Origin of the sequence: Acidithiobacillus ferrooxidans ATCC 23270, from assembly GCF_000021485.1 — a bacterium.
Classification (GTDB): domain Bacteria; phylum Pseudomonadota; class Gammaproteobacteria; order Acidithiobacillales; family Acidithiobacillaceae; genus Acidithiobacillus; species Acidithiobacillus ferrooxidans.
Genome location: NC_011761.1, coordinates 2,797,239 through 2,815,684, shown reverse-complemented (window position 1 = coordinate 2,815,684; position 18,446 = coordinate 2,797,239). Strand labels below are relative to the sequence as shown.

Annotated in this window: 18 protein-coding genes; 1 reads left to right on the top strand and 17 read right to left on the bottom strand. The window is 55.0% G+C overall.

Features of this window, described 5'->3' with window-relative positions:
* Positions 1-7: 7 nt before the first annotated feature.
* The 14 genes from AFE_RS14345 to AFE_RS14280 form a co-directional block, all read right to left on the bottom strand.
* Entirely contained in the window at positions 8-514 is a 507-nt protein-coding gene (locus AFE_RS14345) for a hypothetical protein (RefSeq protein ID WP_009567511.1), read from the bottom strand.
* Between the two features lie 29 nt (positions 515-543).
* Positions 544-897 (bottom strand): sirohydrochlorin chelatase, encoded by a 354-nt coding sequence (locus AFE_RS14340; RefSeq protein WP_009567512.1) that lies wholly within the window; start codon positions 895-897, stop codon positions 544-546.
* Positions 894-1,715: a uroporphyrinogen-III C-methyltransferase gene (cobA, locus tag AFE_RS14335; protein ID WP_009567513.1), complete on the bottom strand. Its 822-nt coding sequence runs from the start codon at positions 1,713-1,715 to the stop codon at positions 894-896. The genes AFE_RS14340 and cobA overlap by 4 nt, the downstream gene beginning before the upstream one ends.
* 105 nt (positions 1,716-1,820) lie before the next feature.
* Positions 1,821-3,173, bottom strand: a complete 1,353-nt coding sequence (locus tag AFE_RS14330; protein WP_012537608.1) for a sulfate adenylyltransferase subunit 1 — start codon at positions 3,171-3,173, stop codon at positions 1,821-1,823.
* Positions 3,173-4,108 (bottom strand): sulfate adenylyltransferase subunit CysD, encoded by a 936-nt coding sequence (gene cysD, locus AFE_RS14325; RefSeq protein ID WP_041646660.1) that lies wholly within the window; start codon positions 4,106-4,108, stop codon positions 3,173-3,175. Before cysD ends, AFE_RS14330 begins: the two co-directional genes overlap by 1 nt.
* Positions 4,108-4,845 carry a phosphoadenylyl-sulfate reductase gene (locus AFE_RS14320; protein WP_012537606.1) on the bottom strand — a complete coding sequence of 246 codons (738 nt, stop codon included), beginning with the start codon at positions 4,843-4,845 and terminating at the stop codon, positions 4,108-4,110. The genes cysD and AFE_RS14320 overlap by 1 nt, the downstream gene beginning before the upstream one ends.
* 7 nt (positions 4,846-4,852) lie before the next feature.
* A complete protein-coding gene (locus AFE_RS14315; RefSeq protein WP_009566801.1) occupies positions 4,853-6,544 on the bottom strand; it encodes an NADPH-dependent assimilatory sulfite reductase hemoprotein subunit in 1,692 nt (563 codons plus the stop codon).
* Positions 6,534-8,300, bottom strand: coding sequence for a diflavin oxidoreductase (locus AFE_RS14310; RefSeq protein WP_012537605.1), 1,767 nt, complete (start codon positions 8,298-8,300; stop codon positions 6,534-6,536). Before AFE_RS14310 ends, AFE_RS14315 begins: the two co-directional genes overlap by 11 nt.
* Positions 8,301-8,651: 351 nt before the next feature.
* The gene (locus AFE_RS14305) at positions 8,652-8,966 is read right to left on the bottom strand and encodes a DUF2818 family protein (protein WP_012537604.1); all 315 of its coding nucleotides are present in this window, start codon (positions 8,964-8,966) and stop codon (positions 8,652-8,654) included.
* Between the two features lie 297 nt (positions 8,967-9,263).
* Positions 9,264-9,527 carry a hypothetical protein gene (locus tag AFE_RS14300; protein WP_225981880.1) on the bottom strand — a complete coding sequence of 88 codons (264 nt, stop codon included), beginning with the start codon at positions 9,525-9,527 and terminating at the stop codon, positions 9,264-9,266.
* A gap of 141 nt (positions 9,528-9,668) precedes the next feature.
* Positions 9,669-10,295, bottom strand: a complete 627-nt coding sequence (locus tag AFE_RS14295) for a hypothetical protein (RefSeq protein WP_012537284.1) — start codon at positions 10,293-10,295, stop codon at positions 9,669-9,671.
* Between the two features lie 12 nt (positions 10,296-10,307).
* Positions 10,308-11,447 carry an NAD(P)/FAD-dependent oxidoreductase gene (locus tag AFE_RS14290; protein WP_009566821.1) on the bottom strand — a complete coding sequence of 380 codons (1,140 nt, stop codon included), beginning with the start codon at positions 11,445-11,447 and terminating at the stop codon, positions 10,308-10,310.
* A gap of 42 nt (positions 11,448-11,489) precedes the next feature.
* Complete coding sequence (locus AFE_RS14285; RefSeq protein ID WP_009566820.1) at positions 11,490-11,720, bottom strand: sulfurtransferase TusA family protein; 231 nt, start codon at positions 11,718-11,720, stop codon at positions 11,490-11,492.
* A gap of 43 nt (positions 11,721-11,763) precedes the next feature.
* Entirely contained in the window at positions 11,764-12,150 is a 387-nt protein-coding gene (locus AFE_RS14280; RefSeq protein WP_012537283.1) for a DsrE/DsrF/DrsH-like family protein, read from the bottom strand.
* Between the two features lie 574 nt (positions 12,151-12,724).
* Between AFE_RS14280 and AFE_RS14275 the strand changes: the two genes are divergently transcribed.
* Positions 12,725-13,210 carry a phosphate-starvation-inducible PsiE family protein gene (locus AFE_RS14275; RefSeq protein WP_012537602.1) on the top strand — a complete coding sequence of 162 codons (486 nt, stop codon included), beginning with the start codon at positions 12,725-12,727 and terminating at the stop codon, positions 13,208-13,210.
* A 1,505-nt stretch (positions 13,211-14,715) separates the two neighbouring features.
* Here the strand turns inward: AFE_RS14275 and AFE_RS14270 are convergent.
* From AFE_RS14270 to AFE_RS14260, 3 genes are all read right to left on the bottom strand, one after another.
* On the bottom strand, positions 14,716-15,114 hold the full coding sequence (locus tag AFE_RS14270) for a hypothetical protein (RefSeq protein ID WP_009566491.1): 399 nt from the start codon (positions 15,112-15,114) through the stop codon (positions 14,716-14,718).
* Between the two features lie 146 nt (positions 15,115-15,260).
* On the bottom strand, positions 15,261-16,448 hold the full coding sequence (gene ccsB, locus AFE_RS14265) for a c-type cytochrome biogenesis protein CcsB (RefSeq protein WP_009566490.1): 1,188 nt from the start codon (positions 16,446-16,448) through the stop codon (positions 15,261-15,263).
* Positions 16,441-18,285, bottom strand: a complete 1,845-nt coding sequence (locus tag AFE_RS14260; protein WP_012537600.1) for a cytochrome c biogenesis protein ResB — start codon at positions 18,283-18,285, stop codon at positions 16,441-16,443. Before AFE_RS14260 ends, ccsB begins: the two co-directional genes overlap by 8 nt.
* Positions 18,286-18,446 lie beyond the last annotated feature (161 nt).

Below are 18,446 nucleotides of genomic sequence, written 5' to 3'. Positions count from 1 at the left end.
TATGGCGCTATATCCGGATATCATTAGCGTTGTCGCTAACCGTATGGGCGTGCAATATGTTGGCAGACGTTTGGAATAATGGATTCTGCTCATAGCGTGAAAGGGCTTCGCGGTCATCACCTATCTGTAAGGTGATGGAAACGCTTCCGGTGATAGCTGCATGTATCGGACATTGGTGTAGCATCCTGATCAGGATCACTTCATCATCAGGTGATAATTGCAATGGTAATGTCAATGTAATATTGATCTCATCAATCCGCACCGCGCCAGTGGTTTTTACAGCTGTGCAGATGCTCATCAGGCAGGTTGCCCTTAAGTCCCGTCGTTCCAGAAACCGTAACGTGAGTTCCACGAGGCATCGGCCAAGAGCCATGTTGAGCAAATGCAATGGGGTGAGTTGTATATCGGGCAAGCAAAAGTTTAAGGATATATTCTCGGAATCGTCCAGCCTGCATGCCGTAATATTGCGCTCACCGTCCTTGAAAATATGAACTACAGTTTCTTTTCTGCTCATTGGATGCTCCTGGTTCCCGTAATAAAACATCAGGTCAGAGCAGTCAATGCTGCCCGCAATACCTCTTCATTGAGTCCCAATGGCCCGTCTATACGGATGTGCATACCGGGGATCATCACCGCATCAACCAGACGCGGGAGGTCTTCCCGGAGATGACGCCCCCGGCTCCAGAACAGAGGGGATATTCTGAAATTTCTGATACCGCGGCCATATTCCTCCTGAATGGCGTCGGTCAGCATGGGGTGCCACAGTTCCAAGTAGCATAGTCGGATAGGGCGTTCCGGATGGATTGCCTTCAAGTCGGCCGCCAGGATCTCAAACGGAAGGCGCCATTCCGGATCACGGGACCCATGCGCGAGCAGCAAATGGGCTTCCTTGGTCATGCACTGCCAACTGCGGATAAATACCACCATCTTTGGCCAAAGGGGTCATCAGAAGCGGGATTTATTCCGTGTGATAACTGTTGCGACAAGCGTACCGCCTCACCCACAATAAGGATTGCCGGGCTACCCAGATCTGCTTCGTGAATGGCATCGGTCAGATCGTTTAACCTGGCGTACACATGGCGCTGCTGCGGCAAAGTTGCCCATTGCATGGCCAGCACCGGCGTATCCGGGTGCCGTCCACCGGCGATCAAGGCGTTCTGAATCTCCAGTATGCGGGCTATCCCCATATGGATGACCAGGGTATCGGCTGCGTTTGCGATACGATGCCAGTCCACTGGTGAGGTATTCGCCGCTTCGTGCCCTGTTACGAACAGGACGGATTGGCTGATGCTGCGGTACGTCAGCGGTACGGCGGCACAGGCTGCCGCCGCAAGGCCGCTGGTGATGCCGGGCACTATTTCGTAGTCGATGTCGGCCGTCCACAGTGCCATACACTCCTCACCACCGCGTCCAAAAATAAACGGGTCGCCCCCCTTGAGGCGCACTACACGCATACCTTGCCGCGCAGCGTGGATCATCCGCGTCTGGATGCTCACCTGAGAAGCAGAGGGCCTGCCGCCCCGTTTGCCTACATCCACCAATTTGGTGTCCGACCGTGCCATGTCCAGAATGCGTGGATTGACCAGGGCGTCATGAAAGATGATATCGGCCGTACCCACAAGGGCGGCCGCCTTCAGGGTCAGCAGGTCGGGGTCACCCGGACCTGCCCCGACAATCCAGACTTTCCCGCTATTACCATAGCCTTCTCTGCTCACAGGTGGGGCCCTCCGGCGATCAGCAGCCGCCGTTGGCCGGTTGATCCGGCGTCTTGTGCGTGCAGCCGCTCCAGCCCAGGCCTCATACTCCGGAGACCAGTAGTTTTAACGTTCGGATACATTCCTCACCCCGGAATCGTCGAGACGGATCATCCCGGCCGCAACGGTTTGATGTGTCACTTCGTCGATCAAAATAAACGCTCCGGTCGCGCGAATGGCGTCATATGCATCAGCGGCGAGCGGCTGCTGCACATTCAGCGTGACGCTGGCGATGTCATTCAGCCGCAAGGCATCGGCCGGACGCTTCTGTTGCGTGTTGATATCGAGCAACGCATTGATTTCTATGACGCGCGCCGTGACTTGCCGGGTCGTGTGTTTCAGCCAGTACTTGCGACGCAGATCAAGCGGATCCTCCGACAACCAGCAGACGTCGGCGGTGACGGTTTTGAGCAGGCTGGCCGGACGATCGGCGGACGCGAGCATGTCGCCACGCGAAATATCCAGGTGTTCCTGCAGCAACAGCGTTACCGATTGGCCGACGACGGCCGATTCCAGCGATTGATCGAGTATCAGAATGTCTTTCACGGTCGCCGCCGGTCCTCCTGGTTGCACCACCAACCGGTCACCCCTGCGGACTTTCCCGGCTTCGATGCGGCCCATATAACCGCGGAAGTCCTTGGCTTCGTGGCCGTTGTGGCGCGCCACCAGTTGTACCGGAAAACGCAGCGGTTCGTCATGGCATGCGTCATAGACGCTCAGGGATTCGAGCAGTTCGATCAGTGTTGGCCCCTGATACCAGGGCATCCTGTCGCCCGCAGTGACCACATTGTCGCCCGCCAGGGCGGACAATGGAATCGTGCGGATATCCTTCAGGCCCAGCCGTTGCGCGAATTCCCGGTACGCCTGAACGATACGGTCATACACCGCCTGGTCGTAATGCACCAGATCCATCTTGTTGACCGCGACCACGACATGTTCGATCTGCAACAGGTGGGCGATGGTCGAATGGCGCTTGGTTTGCACCAGTAATTCCACGCTGCCATCCTCGCCCATCTTCACTTTCGAGACATCGATCAGGATGACGACGGCGTCAGCGGTGGATGCTCCGGTAACCATGTTGCGCGTGTACTGTTCATGACCCGGGGTATCGGCGATGATGAACTTGCGCCGGGGCGTAGCGAAGTAGCGGTAAGCGACGTCGATGGTGATGCCCTGCTCGCGCTCGGCTTCCAGGCCATCCGTCAGCAGCGACAAGTCGATCGCGTCGCCGATGGTGCGACGGTGCCTGGCGTGGGATATCGCGTCCAACTGGTCGGCAAAAATGCCCTTGCTGTCGAACAGCAGACGGCCGATCAGCGTGCTCTTGCCATCATCCACCGAACCGGCAGTAATGAAGCGCAGCAAGCCGCGCTCTCTCGTCAGTTCCTGAAAAAATTGTTTGGGAATGGTCGCGCTCATCAGAAATATCCTGCCTTCTTGCGTTGTTCCATCGATGCTTCCGATGTCCGGTCATCCATCCGGGTTGCACCGCGTTCGGTGATTTTGGTCATGGCGGTCTCGGCGATGATGGCCTCGATGGTAGCGGCATCCGATGCCACCGGGCAGGTGCATGAGATATCGCCAACCGTACGGAAACGCACGACCTGGGTCTTGATTACCTCGCCTTCCTTGGCCGGTGTCAGCGTGGTCAGCGGCACCAGAAAGCCGTTACGCGGAATGACCTGGCGCTCATGGGCAAAATAAATCGAAGGTAGCGCCAGTTTTTCGCGGGCGATGTATTGCCAAACGTCTAGTTCGGTCCAGTTGGAGATCGGGAACACGCGCATATTTTCGCCAGGATGAATGCGGGTATTATATAAATCCCAGAGTTCTGGGCGCTGCGCCTTCGGATCCCACTGCCCGAACTCATCGCGGAATGAAAAAATCCGCTCTTTGGCGCGAGCCTTCTCTTCATCGCGACGGGCGCCGCCGATGCAGGCATCAAACTGAAATTCGGCAATGGCCTCCAACAGTGTGACGGCCTGCGCCGCATTACGCGAATCGCTTGCGGGATTACGCAGGCGCACGGTGCCCCGCCTGATCGACTCCTCGACGGAACGCACGATCAGTTGCTCGCCCAGTTCAGCAATGCGTCGGTCGCGGAATTCGATGACCTCAGCGAAATTGTGGCCAGTATCGATATGTACCAGCGGAAACGGGAACTTGCCGGGGCGGAAGGCCTTCTCGGCGATGCGCAGCAGCACCAGCGAATCCTTGCCGCCGGAAAACAGCAGCGCCGGTTTGGCGCATTCGGCCGCAACCTCGCGCATGATGTGGATCGCTTCTGATTCCAGCCAGTCCAGATGGTGATTGCTAGCGGCATCGAGAACATGTTTTTCGGCTGTAGTATGCATCATATTTGTCCTGAAGTTTTTTGTGGTGTTACTGGCTTGGCGCGGACCAGTTTGCCGTCAATGACATGCAGGCCGCACTCTCTGGTGGCCGGATTCTCCCACCACCAACGACCCGCGCGGATATCCTGGCCGGGGGAGATGGCGCGCGTGCAGGGGGCACAGCCGATGCTGGGGTAACCCTGATCATGAAGACGACTGTGAGGCACCTCAAAATGACGGATATAGTCCCAGACTTCTTCGCCATGCCAATCAGCCAAGGGATTAAACTTGGGCAGCTCGTGAGCCGCATCCCATTCCCGGATGGCGAGGTCTTGCCGCGAAAGCGCCTGCTCCCGGCGCATTCCGGTCACCCAGGCCCCTTTACCCCGCAATGCCCGCTGCAGGGGTTCGACCTTACGCATATGGCAACAGGCTTTGCGCAATTCCTGGCTTTCATAAAAGGCGTTGGGCCCGTGTTCCCGGACATAGCGCTCCACTGTCCCGTATTCCGGGAAATACACCTGGATGGGGAGGTGGTAGTGCCCCCGGGTTTCCTGCATCAGCCGGTAGGTTTCCTCCGGTAAACGACCGGTATCGAGGGTGAATATCTCTATCCAGGGCGCATGTTTCGCAATCAGGTCCGTGAGCACCATATCTTCCGCCCCGAAGCTGGTGGCAAAAACCGCCGGTGCGTATGGCGCGTTGCGCAATTCCCCGAAAAGGAGGAGCACATCCTGTATCCTGGTTCCTACACTCATGGATTTCTCACCGTCTCCCTGTATGCGGAAGGCCGGGATCCGGCGGTAATAAATCCTGTCGCCGCACAAAGTCCCCGAATGTCTCGCCGGCCCAGCGCTGGCCGGCAAAGCGCTTCAACAGGGGGCGCAGGGCATCCAGCAGAGCTTCTTCATCCAATGCCTCCCGGTAAAGTGCGTTCAGGCGCATGCCGGTCCGATCGCCGCCCAGATAAAGATCGTAAAGGCCTGGCGCTTTGCCGACCAGGCCGATCTCCGCGAGATAAGGCCGGGCGCACCCGTTGGGGCATCCGGTCATACGCACCGTCAACGCTTCTCCTTCCAGACCGACCTCGGCAAGCAACGCCTCGATGCGATCCAGAAAAACCGGCAAATAGCGCTCGGCCTCGGCCATCGCCAGGGGGCAGGTGGGCAGCGCCACACATGCCATCGCGTGGGCACGGACCGGGGCGAGATTCAGCAATCGGTTAAGCCCGTATTCAGCAAGCACGGTTTCGACAACCGGGCGTTCCGCGGGGGAAATGCCGGCGATCAGCAGGTTCTGATTGCAGGTCAGCCGGATCTCGCCATGGTGCAGGCGTGCGAGTGCATCCAGCCCGCTGAGGAGCGGAATATCACCATCGGCAACCCGGCCACCGGGTATGAAGAGGGTAAGGCAGGCTGTTCCGTCATCATTTTCGAGCCAGCCGAACCGGTCTCCCGAAGTCTCGAAGTGAAACGGGCGCGGCGGGGCCAGCGAAAATCCGGTGCGTTGCTGCACCTCTTCCATGAAGCGATCCAAACCCATACGGTCTACCGTGTATTTGAGGCGGGCGTGGCTTCGATTGCTTCGGTCTCCGTGGTCACGCTGGGTAATGAGCACGGCTTCGGCTATGGCCAACACCTGCCCGGGGGCGCAAAATCCGCAGACATCCGCCAGCCTCGAGTAGGTATCGGGTTTGTTGTGGCTGCGACCAAGGCCTCCCCCAACGCAAACATTGAATCCCGCCAGTCGCCCCTCCTCGTGTATGGCGATGAACCCAAGATCCTGCGTGAGCACGTCGACGTCGTTGTGCGGCGGCACAGCGATGGCAATCTTGAACTTGCGGGGCAGATAAGTAGACCCGTACAGGAGATCCTCCTCCGGTGCGGTTATCTGTTGGCCGCCCAACCAGATTTCATGATAGGCGTGGCTCTGCGGCAGCAGGTGCTCGGCAATTTTCTGCGCCCAACCGTATGCCTCGGCATGAAAGGCGGAGATCTGAGGGGCGGAACTGGCGATGACGTTGCGGTTGACGTCGCCGCAGGCGCTGACCGTATCGAGCAGTGCCCGGTCGAGGGCTTGCAGCACCGGCCTGAGATGCGGCTTGAGCAGTCCGTGAAATTGTATGCTCTGTCTGCTGGTGATACGCAGGCTGGCGTTGCCGTAGGTGCGGGCGATGTCGCCCAACGCCAGCCATTGCGCTCCGCTCAATACGCCGCCCGGCAGGCGCAGCCGGGCCATGAATTGATACAGGGGCTCCAGTTTCTGCTGGTGGCGTTCCGCCCGCAGGTCGCGATAGTCCTGCTGGTAAATGCCGTGGAACTTGATGACCTGAACGTCATCTTCCGCCAGTGCACCGGTGACGGGATTGTGCAGACTCTCCCGCAACGTACCGCGCAGCCCCTGGCTCTCTGCCTTGATCCGTTCCACATCGGAAAGTGCTTTGTCATTAATAGACATCTCGGTGATATCTCCCCGTCTGTTTCAATTCCAGAATATATTCCTCGGCCTGAACCTGCGTGCGCCCGGCCGACTGAACGATATCCACCAGGGATTGATGTACCGCCCTGCCCATCGCTTCGGCCCCGCAAACATACACGGCGGCACCTTCTTCAAGCCATGCGAATACGTCACCGGCACGCTCCCGCAAACGGTCCTGGACGTATATCTTGCGTTCCTGGTCGCGGGAGAAGGCAACGTCGAGTCGGGTGAGGCGCCCATCCCTGAGCCAGCGCAGCCACTCCCGCTGGTATAGAAAATCGGTGCTGAAGTGACGGTCCCCGAAGAAAAGCCAGTTATTTCCGGCAGCACCCAGCGCCTCCCGTTCCTGCAGGAAGGAACGAAAGGGGGCCACCCCGGTTCCGGCCCCGATCATGATCATCGCCTGTCCGGAATCTTCGGGTAGCCGGAATTCGGCATTGGGTTCGATAAATATGGGTACAGGCCGGCCGATGGCGACACGATCCGCCAGAAATGTCGAGGCAACCCCCAGACGCTCCCGTCCGTGGCTGCTGTAGCGGATGGCGGCGACCGTCAGGTGGACCTCGCCCGGAACGGCGAGAAGGCTGGAGGCGATGGAATACCGCCGCGGCGGCAAGGGCCGCAGGCAGTCGGCGAAGGATTGCGCACTAAGCCCCTTGACGGGGTATTGCCCGACGATGTCGATGACTTCCCGGCCGTCTGTCCAAGTGTCGAGGCCGTTGACATCTCGCCCGGCAATCGCGCTTTGCAAAGCCTTCGCGTCACTCAGGCGCGCGTAACGCTCCAGAAAGGGCCATGTGATTCTGGTGATTTCATAGTGCGCGGCGAGGGCCTCCACCAGCGGCATTTCACCCTGTCTGGTCCGTACGGAGGCCTTGTGGTCCAGTTCGAGCCGGTCGAGTAGCTCCTCTACGAGTTGGGGCGGATTGCTCGGAGCAACGGACACGATATCGCCTGGTGCATAGTGAAGGCCAGATCCGTCGAGGTCCAGTTCGAGATGCCAGACTTCCCTGTCCGACCCGCGGCCGGAGAGATTCACCTTGCCCAGCAGAACGGCGGGGAAAGTGGCATGGCTCGAGTATCCCTGTTTCGGAACGGGAGCCGGAAACGGTACTGCCGGAGAGGACTTGCCGGTGGTGAGTGCCCCCAGGACCTGCTCCATCCAATACATGGCATCCCTTTCGTAATCGACGTCACAATCGACTCGGGGGAGAAGGCGCTCGGCGCCGGCGGAAGCGAGGGCAATATCGAACGCTTTTCCCGCCTGGCAAAACTTTGGATAACTGGCATCACCCAATGCCAATATGGCAAAGCGGCTGCCGTGCAGATCCGGAACCGGCCCATCGGTCAGTGAAGCCAAAAGCATGCGGGCACTGTCTGGTGGCTCACCATCCCCATGCGTACTGACAATAAGCACGATGACGCGATCCCGGCGCAATTGTGCACGACCATACGTCAACATGTCCTGAATGCTGGTTTGCACACCCATCGCCTGGGCCCTGGCCGCCAAAAGTTCCGCCAACCGCTTGGCATTACCGGTTTCCGTGCCAAACAGTATGGTGATCTTTTCTCCAATGTCTTCTTGTATTTTTGAGGCAGGCGCACTTTCCCCAAAACCCGTCAAATAGCCGCTGGACCACAGCAATTGTTCGCGAGTCATGCCCTCCGCGAAACGTCGCAGGTCCTCCTGCTTTCGCGGGTCCAGTAGAAAGTCTGATTGTCGGATCAATTCCATTGCAGCACCATCTTATCGATTGTCACCATGATTCATCGCACCGGCTCGGCGAACATCAGGGACAAAGACTAATCGACGGCGTACAAAAGCTGAAAGACCGATATATTATATCTATATGCTTATTGGTTTGGATGATTGATATCCGACGAACGGGCAAAGGCATCGTTGCGTCTGCGCTGCAGATGCGACAGTGCACCCGGACCCCAACAGTCCAGGCACTGCCGATAGCCTTCTATACCTCACCATCCGGAATGCACAAGCGGACGCAATGGGCGAGTCTCGAACGACAGAATTTTCTCTGCGTGGGGATTTTCCGCAAAAACAGTGCTTCAGACACCAGCAGGAAACGACTCAGGATCTGCGCAATATTGGCAAAAGATTGAAGCGCCAGATAAATCCCGGAATGGCAAAAACAGCAAACATACACAAAGTAACTACATAAAACTCCCAGCCCTGCGCATGGAGATGACCATTCAGACCGTCCTCTATACCCATGCCGATAATCCCGACAACAAGATACATTACCAGCCATTCGAACAGGTGCTGCCGCAATACCTTACCGCCAGCCACCTTGCGAAAGAAGAACAGGCGATTGCTCAACCACGGCAGGTTGGCGGCCACAAAAGCCAGTGCAATGTACATCAATACCCAGTCCTGCATGGTCATCAGATCACTCCCCGTATAGCATGGAAACAAATGGCATCAGCAGCCTCGAAGTCACACCAGATGGCGGCATGGCCGATCCGTGGACACGAATGACCAAGTCGGCACGATGATCACATCCGATCGCCCCCGCGCCCGGATCATGGAAGATACACCACTTCGACCATGTGCGGTCAACAAAATGTCCCGCCATCGTCACCCCGGTCGGTCTTCATGGTACGGCCGCACTGGCCCCCCTCCAACAAGGAGGGGGCTTCCGGAAAGGACACCCCGCAAGCATCCTGCAGGGGTTATGGAGGGTTAATTGCCCTTGCTGGGTTGCAGGATAGAAAGGGCATGGGAATTTATCAGCGCGGGTTCAGTGGTGGTAAAAGGCTCCATGTTGCTACCGATCAGTTGAACGTCATACCAACCATCACCTTTGTAGGACAACACCTTGAATTTAAGCATGGCCATGGATACTGCAGCAGTATACGTTGTTCCAATCGTCAGCGGCTTTTCTCGTTGACTTACAGCACATCCGGATAACCACAGCATTGCGACCATCCATGTCGCAATGATCAAGTGATGCCTGCACATATCGCACCTCGGCTCGTAACCCCTGAAAACGAGACCACTCCATCGCCTCTACCCAACACCGGAAGGAAAACCCGGCCACAATCGGGCATGGCGTCCAGCTCTGCCAGCGCGGAAAACATCCGAGCCTCAGTGTTTGAGTCGGCAGGATCGGAAGTGTTTGCCGAGGAGCATGAGGAACTGGATGGTTTGCTGGGTTTCCGGTTGTTTTATCAGTTCCCAGAGTCCGGTGAGGCCGCCTTTGGGAGGGGGGGCATGGGCCGCTTCTTCCGTAGCCCCGGCCAGGCAGCGGAGGAAATCGGTCAGGATATGCTCCTGATCCATCTTTTCCGCCACCGTCACCATCCGTTCCATGACGCCGGTGCGGGTAGCCTGGTCGAGCAGGCACAGGGCCTTGCTGGCCATGCCCGCCAAGCGCGTCACGATTTCGTCGCTCATGGAATCCTGCGCGGCACCGACCAGACGCGCCAGGTGCACGATACGCTCCAGATCCCCATTCTCCACCAGCGCGGAGATGGCGGGCAGGGCATGGACGACCTGACTGCGATGGACCCGGTCCAGCAGGTCGAGGCCGTCGCTGGCCAGACCCGCCATCCGTCCGACCATTTCGTCGCTCATGGAATCCTGCGCGGCACCGACCAGACGCGCCAGATGCACGATACGCTCCAGATCCCCGTTTTCCACCAGATGCCCCAGGGCCTCCCGGGCCTTGGCCAGCTCCTCCTCGTGGGAGGTTTCCGCCATAACAGCCGTCATAGATCACCTCCCTTAGAGCAAGCCGCGGGCACTGGCCCAATAGAGCTGGTTGTAGGCCATCTTGAAGGCATGGACCGCACCGGTCGGGGCCTTGGGCTGCGGAGGATGCTGGTAATCAAACATGGCATACGTGGCGCGATCCTTGCCCGCTTCTATGAAGCAGAAGACCTTGCCATCATAACTGCGTACCGGCCGCCCGATCTTGATCACCGCCGCGACATTCTCGGCGGCAACCTCTGCCTCGAAATGCGTGGTGGAGCCGGCCTTGCTGATCGGCAGGTTGGTGGTATCCCCCAGGATGATGACATTCTTGCCGTATTCCCCTTCCATGTGCAGGGACGTGCGGTTGGTAGGAATCCAGCCATTCTCCCCGAGGCCATTCTTCTCGATGACTTCCTGACCCTTGTGCGGCGGCACCGCCACCAACAGGTCATACTTGACGGCACCCCCCTCCTCACTGAGGACCTGGGCATTTTTGCCATCGACTTCCTTCATGTTGAACAGGGTCTCGTACTGGATGCCCATCCGGTCGAATTCCGGTGCCGCCCACTTCGCCACATTCTCCAGGCTGTGCACCCGACCGATGGGATAGGTGTAGTAGAACTCGGTCTTGTCCAGCAGGCCACGATCCTGAATGAAATCGTGCATGGCGAAGGTGATTTCCAGCGGGATCATCGGACACTTGTGCGGCAGACCGACGGTGACGACGATGCGCCCCCCCTTGAAGTCCGAGAGTTGCCGGAAGAACTCCACCGCATTCTCCGCGGTATAACAGTTGATGGAGTTCTCCTTGAGGCCGGGGATGTTTTCTGGCATGGGACGGGAGCCGGTGGAAATGACGATGACATCATACTCATGGACCTTGCCGCTCTTGCACTGGACATGATTGTCAGCCAGATGAAACTCCTCCACGGGATCGACATGAAACTCGATACCGGGCTCCAGCAGGCCCTGCTGTTCGCGGACCAGTTCATCCGGGGTCGTCCGGCCCATGGCCACATAAAGCCAGCCGGGCTGATAGACGTGTTCGTGGCTGGCCGAGAGCATGGTGATGCGCGCCTTGCCGGTTTTCATTTCATGGTGGATACGGCGGGCCAGATGATTGGCGAAAATGGTGCCCCCCATACCCCCACCGACGACGAGAATTCTCATGGTGTCACTCCTTGTTGGTCTGTGTACTGGTTGGACGTCGTGCTACTTGGTCTTGCGCACCCGGATGTGCCAGGTGCCCGCATCATCCTGTCGGGTATCCAGCATTTCGTGACCGACCTTTTGGATCCACTCCGGTACATCCGCAGCGGAACCGGCGTCGGTGGACAACAGTTCCAGGGTGTCGCCGACACTCATCATCTTCATGCTGGAAATCAGCTCCATCAGCGGCCCGGGGCAAAAACTGCCGCGGGCATCTACGATTCTTTCACTCATCTACCACTCCTATGCTTGCGCGCGCCGCGCCGGCGCGGCGATTTTAAAAAGTCAGGACCTGCGCGCCTTCGGCGTCGCTGAGGAACCTGGTCAGGCCCAAAGGCCCGGCGACGATGTCTTCCAACGCATCCGCCTTGATCCCCATCACGTCCATGGCCATGGAGCAGGCCCAGATTTTGGCATCGCCCAGCTCCACGGCCTGCTCAAAGATCTGGTAGAATGGCGGCACCTTGCGTCCGGCCATCCAATGCCCCATCTCACCTTCCGCCGGAGCCTCCTTGCCGTGTCCTTTCACAAAATAGGGAAAGGCATTCATGGACAGGAAAACATGCACCTCCGACCCAGAAACCGCCGCAACCGACGCCGCCATCGCCGCAAACTGCAACTTCTCTCTCACCCCGCTCAAACAGATGATATATAACCCCGACATGAAAACCTCACTCTGCCAAATATATGGCGGCTCCTCGGCAAGAGATTGCCAATGTGGATTACTCGGACAGAATGATTATAGCGTATTGTTTGACGTTTGTAGTAATCGATAATCGCAATATTATTTTATAGAAAGATAATCATGCTATGGTGCGTTGCCAATATCTTCGGACCGCACGACTCTACCACGAGACAACCTATATAATAACTTATTCTACTAAATATAATGCAATATATCATACGTAAAACCAAACAGAAGCATAACCATTGGTTAACGAATATCACCCATGGAACATAACACACCTAGGTTATCATGACTTTTTACTTCCCCTGATCATTAAATATATTTACATTATATGATTGGTTCTTATTACAGAAACGTGGCGCGGTTGAATGTCAGTGGAACGACAATAGTTGGCCTTCAGGCACGGTAATGGGACCAATCTTGCCGGCTGATAACAACAGGTGCATACTTGAAACGTTATCGATACAAGCTGGTTTTTTGGCCCTGCCTGGACCAAGCTACCACGACTACGGACTAACCCATGCCAGAACAGCAAGAAAGGAATCGAATCATGTCACAAGAGATAGGAGTGGGGGCTCGAGGTAGGACTCTGACTTTTTATGGCAAGCTTCTGGACCTCATTGTCATAGCACTGATCTTTGTTATGCTGCTTACTCTGCTGGGTGCATTGGCTGGCTTGGCCTATGATTTTGCAGTTGCAGTGAGCACTCTGCGCGAGGCGGCTGTTGTCCAAGGCCTCACACATATCCACGGCCTCGTTGAGGACCTCGGGCAGGGTCTCGTCATCGATGTTCTCTCAACCTTCGTCCTGATTGAGCTTTTCCGCACCTTCACAGATTATTTAGAGTTTCACCGCCTTCGCTTGCGGGTACTGGCCGAAGTAGGCATCGTTTTTGTTTTGCGTGAGATGTTTATCGGCCTTTACGCCCATCGCATGGATTCAACCGAACTTCTGGCCATCGCAGCGCTGTTAGCCGTCCTGGTGGCCGCACGTGTTGCCGCTGTCCAATTTCCTCCCCGCCACAACGAAACATAGCTTTTGTAAGCCTGGTTAGGATCCGATCAACCGCATCATCCCCGAAATACTCTGTTGATACCCGCCGAACGAGTATTCCTGCTACATTCTTGGTCATTATTGAGACCATCCATAAGTTAACCATCAAACGATGATGTTTCGTATAAAACCACTTGACGAGCGCTACGACGCATAATGTTAGATAATATTTCAACGCCTGGACTGGCATGAAGGACCAAGCTGCGTTACCATGGTTAGCATAATATACATTATACTAATTACATGGGCGTCGCGATGGGGGAAATTGGGGGGTATGATCGACATAGGCAGGCTCAGCAGCGGTTTCGTCACCTGAATGGCAGGTCAAAACTTCCAAAACCCGTATTTACCAGCCACCATGCGCATCTACGGACACACAGTGCGCCGCTTTCTCGAATATTGTGGATCAGACGGGGTTCTGGACATATCAGAAGCGGGTGTTGACATCGTTCGAAAATTCGTCACTAACGGTATTGACGGAACCATTTCTCCGAAAAGTACGCAAACGGTGAGAATATCGGCCACGGTCTTGTTTTTTTGATTATCTGGAATCTGACGACGCGGTTTTGATGAACCATGCCAGAATCTTTCTGGATGACCAAAAGCGCAAACGGGGTGGACAAGGCGGGAAGCCAGCAACGCGCCTCAAGCCGGTGCTTGAATGAGATGAAATAGATCGCTTAGCCTTTGAGTCGGGCCGCCTACGGCCAGCATATGGCTGGCCAATGGTGTTGAGCTGAAACAGGGGCAGGAGAATCCGGCGCATTCAAACATCGGGACAATAAGCAGATATTATCCTCCGCCAAATAACTACGAGGAGAACAGTATCTGACAATCGCGTTCTCCCTTGTGGGCTTGAATGCATAACAGATTCATGGAATCTGGCAGGAACAGCGTGGTAGCCTTCGATACTGGCAGTACTGCCACGGTAGCGTGGACGCCCTCCCCGCCTCAGCCTATGGCTGCCGCTCCCAAGAATGGGAAAGACGGGAAGGACGGGAAGGACGGGGCTTCCACACCGCAAAAGTCCAGCGCCGCCTTATGCGCCCTTTGAAGGGGGGATGGCCTGATGGCTCATTGATAAACATCACTTTTTATAAAAGGACTATTAATTATGCCTTTAGCATCGCCAAAGTATTCCACGCTCATTCGTGTATTGCTGATGGGCGGCATCATGTGTGTTTCGTCGGCATGCGCCAGGAAAGACTCTCACGCCAGCGCAGCACGAAAAACCACCTCAGGCATTAGTTGCATTGGGTCGCCCTCTTTTTGCGGGCACAAGACCGTTAAAGTATACCCGACCACCTGATAATAATTAGAGCAACTACAGACTATCATGGGTCATCCCCGGCAGAGGGGGGCGACATTCCTGTTATTCTACATCTCGGAATGCCCTCTTTATAACCGCCGCCATGTGCGCCCCCAATGAACATTTATGAACGACAGGCAGAATTGCGTCATAACGCTTTTATTTCACAATTCCAACTTCAGAAATAAGCAACATATGTATCTGGTGCGGCCCGCTCCATAATATATTGACTGCTGACGACGTCATCTATCTCCGGGATAAGCTCATCATTATTTAAACTGCACCACTCTATAGATCGTTCGCAAATACTAATTTTCACACCGGCTGATTTTGCAGATCGCATAGAGTCATACAGTAGACGCAGATATTCTTCATCGATGCCGCTTTTTACCGCATGTGTTGTTGCAATAACCCCAGATTCTCCAGTCAAAATAACTTCTACATCGTACTCAGCCGTGGCTGCTTTGGCCCGGTTGAAAACAGCCTCTATGGCTGTGCTCTTTTCCATATCCAGGGTTGTAACAACAATCATCAGATATCTCATGCACACGCCTGCAATACCGATAATGACCGACATCTATCCATGTTTTATCATACGCCGAAGGATAAAGGGAGCGCCACCATGCCGGCCAAATTCCATTTCCATGCGTTCCGTCCTTCATTACCTGCCGGCGCCACCAACTTTTGTCGCCCCGCACGAAATATCCTTAACGCTAATGGCAATCAGAGCTTCCCGTAAGAATGCAACCCGGATAGAAAGAGGTTGACGCCCAGAAAGCAGAATGTCACAACCCACAGACTCATAAAGGACCACCACGCCATCTGCTTGCCCCGCCATCCTTTACTTGTACGGGCATGAAGGTATCCGGCATAATTCAACCAAACTATAAGTGCCCACGTCTCCTTGGGATCCCACGACCAAAATCCGCCCCATGCCTTGGCGGCCCATACAGCACCGAGGATAGTGGCGATCGTAAACAACAGAAATCCCAAGGCAATTGCCTTGGACATCATGTTATCCATAACCTCCCCGCTGGGAAGAGCCCGCGCGAGAACGCCGCCGCCACCACTTCTACGCGAGCGGTCGCCGAGAAGATAAGCGAGACCAACCAGACTGGCGATGGTGAAGTTGGCATATGCCACAAACATCATCGGTACGTGCAATTTCATCCAGAAGCTTTGTAGCGCAGGAATTATCGGTGCTATACGATCCATATGCTGGACAAAGGTCAGCCAGATAAGGAACCCTGCAGCCGCCGCAACCAAGGGCATGACAAAAGCCCCTAGCGATCTGGATTTGAAGCGGGACTCATAATAAAGGTAAAAGAGGGCAGTGGCTGCGCAAAATACCACCATCACCTCCCAAAGATTGGTCACCGGAACATGTCCCCAATCAGGATGCCCGATATAGGTTTCGCGCCAACGGACACCAAGGCCGATGAAGCCCATAATAACACCGACCCATGTCAGCCCCGTTGCCAAGCGCCCCACTTTTTCCGAGAGGGTAAACAGGTAGATAATATAAGCACTGGTGGCGGCCAAAAGAAAACCGATCATCCACATAACACCGGCATAGCCTTGTAATACGTAACATAAAATGACATCGTTAGCAGGTGTTTGGCCGATGCTATACAACCAAACACCCAGAAGAGCGGCGCTGACCACCGTTAAGAATGCCACCTGGAAGGCGCGCCAGTGAATACCGACTGCAACCAACGTGACATACCAGGTAGCAAGAACCACATATTGCCAAAACCAAAACTGGCTGTTAAAAACGTCCACCAAAACACCAGCAGCAACCGTAAGCCCCGCGAACCACAGCAGGTCCTGCTTGCTGATACGATTCACCCAATGTCCCTCGGCTTCCATTTTCGTAAGCGCGAGCGACTCATCTGCTTGTGAGCTAGCCATCATTATTCTCCTTCCTGTCATCCTGACTCTGCAGGGCACTCTTGAGACGGGTAACAAATCCTTCAAACTCCTTGGTGAACTCGTACGGGTTTCGGCTGCTCGCGCCACCGATTATTACCTCTGTGCCATCGTTCGATGCGCGCAAGGCAACCGACATCCGGCGCTGCGGCAGATAGAACAGTATAAATATGCCAAGAACCAGTACAGCACAACCCCAATAAATAACCACAGTGGCAGGCCACTTCGTAACCTCCAGCCCAGCCGCCCATCGGTGATCAAATCCGGTAAGAGTAACCACGAAGGGTACTGGGTATGCTTTGAGCTGCAGTATTGCGCTGATCGCGGACTGAAAATATAGTGCCTCGGCTTCCGTCGTCATAGATGGCGCATATTTGCTGATCACCACCTTAAATGTATGTAAAACGTAACGTTTAGTGCTCTCACCGCTATTCATGCCCGCCTGCTTTTGCAGCGCAGATAAGTATTTCATAAATAAACCAATGGAACCATTTGGTCCCGTTGGGATAAAAAGATATTGGTATGGAGTACCGAACGCTGTCCTAACCCCTTGCACAAAATAGGATTGTCCATCTCTCGTGATCGGCTGCATATAGGTCTTGAACTCGGCACTAGACGCCGATGTACTTTGCGCAATATATGTAAAACTCGGCCCGAGGTTGATATGTTTGTGTGCGGCGCCCGGCCGGGATTCTATGGCGTCTGCAGGGACAACATTATCCAAGGAGAATCCTTTTAATTTTAACATATAGGTCGTACCGGGCAGTTTTATTGATTGCCCGACGCGCGCTTGCTCATCAACCGCACCCGCACCCGGATCATTGAACATGTAGCGTTTCATTTTCAGAAGGGATCCCCCGTCGACAAAGCTCGCCTGAAATATCTGAACGCCATGATAGGTAAGTGGGTGATTAACTCGGACATTAGCCTCTTTCAGTACCTTGCCTTCATTATTGTAAAGAACGATATTGGAAATAAAATCCTTGGGCATGCCCGTAGAGTAGTAAGCGACATGAAACCGCTTCAACATGATCCGGAACGGAAGTGGTTGGACCAGATAACCATTCCCCACCAACTCATAGACGACTTGCGTTGACTGGCCTTCCGGTACAGTAACCGTGCCACGGTATGCAGGATTATTATCCGAGAGCCAAGCCTTTTTGCTGACTTCCGACAGCGGAATATGAAAGTTATTCTCCGGTCGTACTGCGCCGGTCAGCATATCCAGCTTCACCGGAATATCGGCGTTATAAAGCGCGGCCGCACAAAATACTATGATCGCCGCATGCGTTAGTATATACCCAAGTCGATTATAACGCCCTTTACGACCAGTAACTACCACTCCACCGTTGCTTTCGTGGAGTTTCGGTCGATATCCACGCCCCCGCATAACGGCTACCACCATGTTACTTGCGGACTGGATGGCTAATGGCGAGAACATTTCCGTATTATTCACCATCCCTCGCGGATCGTACCCAGACCCAACCGCCAAATCCGGCTCGCGCATTTCCCTCAGCATGCGCGGTGTATTACGAATCAAACATGTGCTAGTAGACAGCACGAGAAAACCAACAATCGCCAGGTACCAATTAGTCCGGTAAACATTGTACAAACCGACGTCACGAAAAACAGCAAACCAGAATGAGCCAAACTTTAAAACGTAATCCTCATAGGGTTGTTGTTGGTTGAGAACTGTACCAATAACAGAGGCGATGGCCAGTAATACCAGCAGACTAACCGCCAATCGCATGGAACCCAAAAAATTTATTGCTAAGCGCGTTCTCGAATAACTTGCATCTCCAGAAATCTGCTTAGCCAAATCTGATCCCTCTGATAACTACATGATTAGTGGCAGGCTATTAATACACCTGTAAATAGTTCTATAATAAGATAACAATGCATGTTTATGCCCGGAACCAACCCATTGCATGTTACTCACCCGCAACGACAAACAAAGTGAAGACCCGATATCCATGGGGC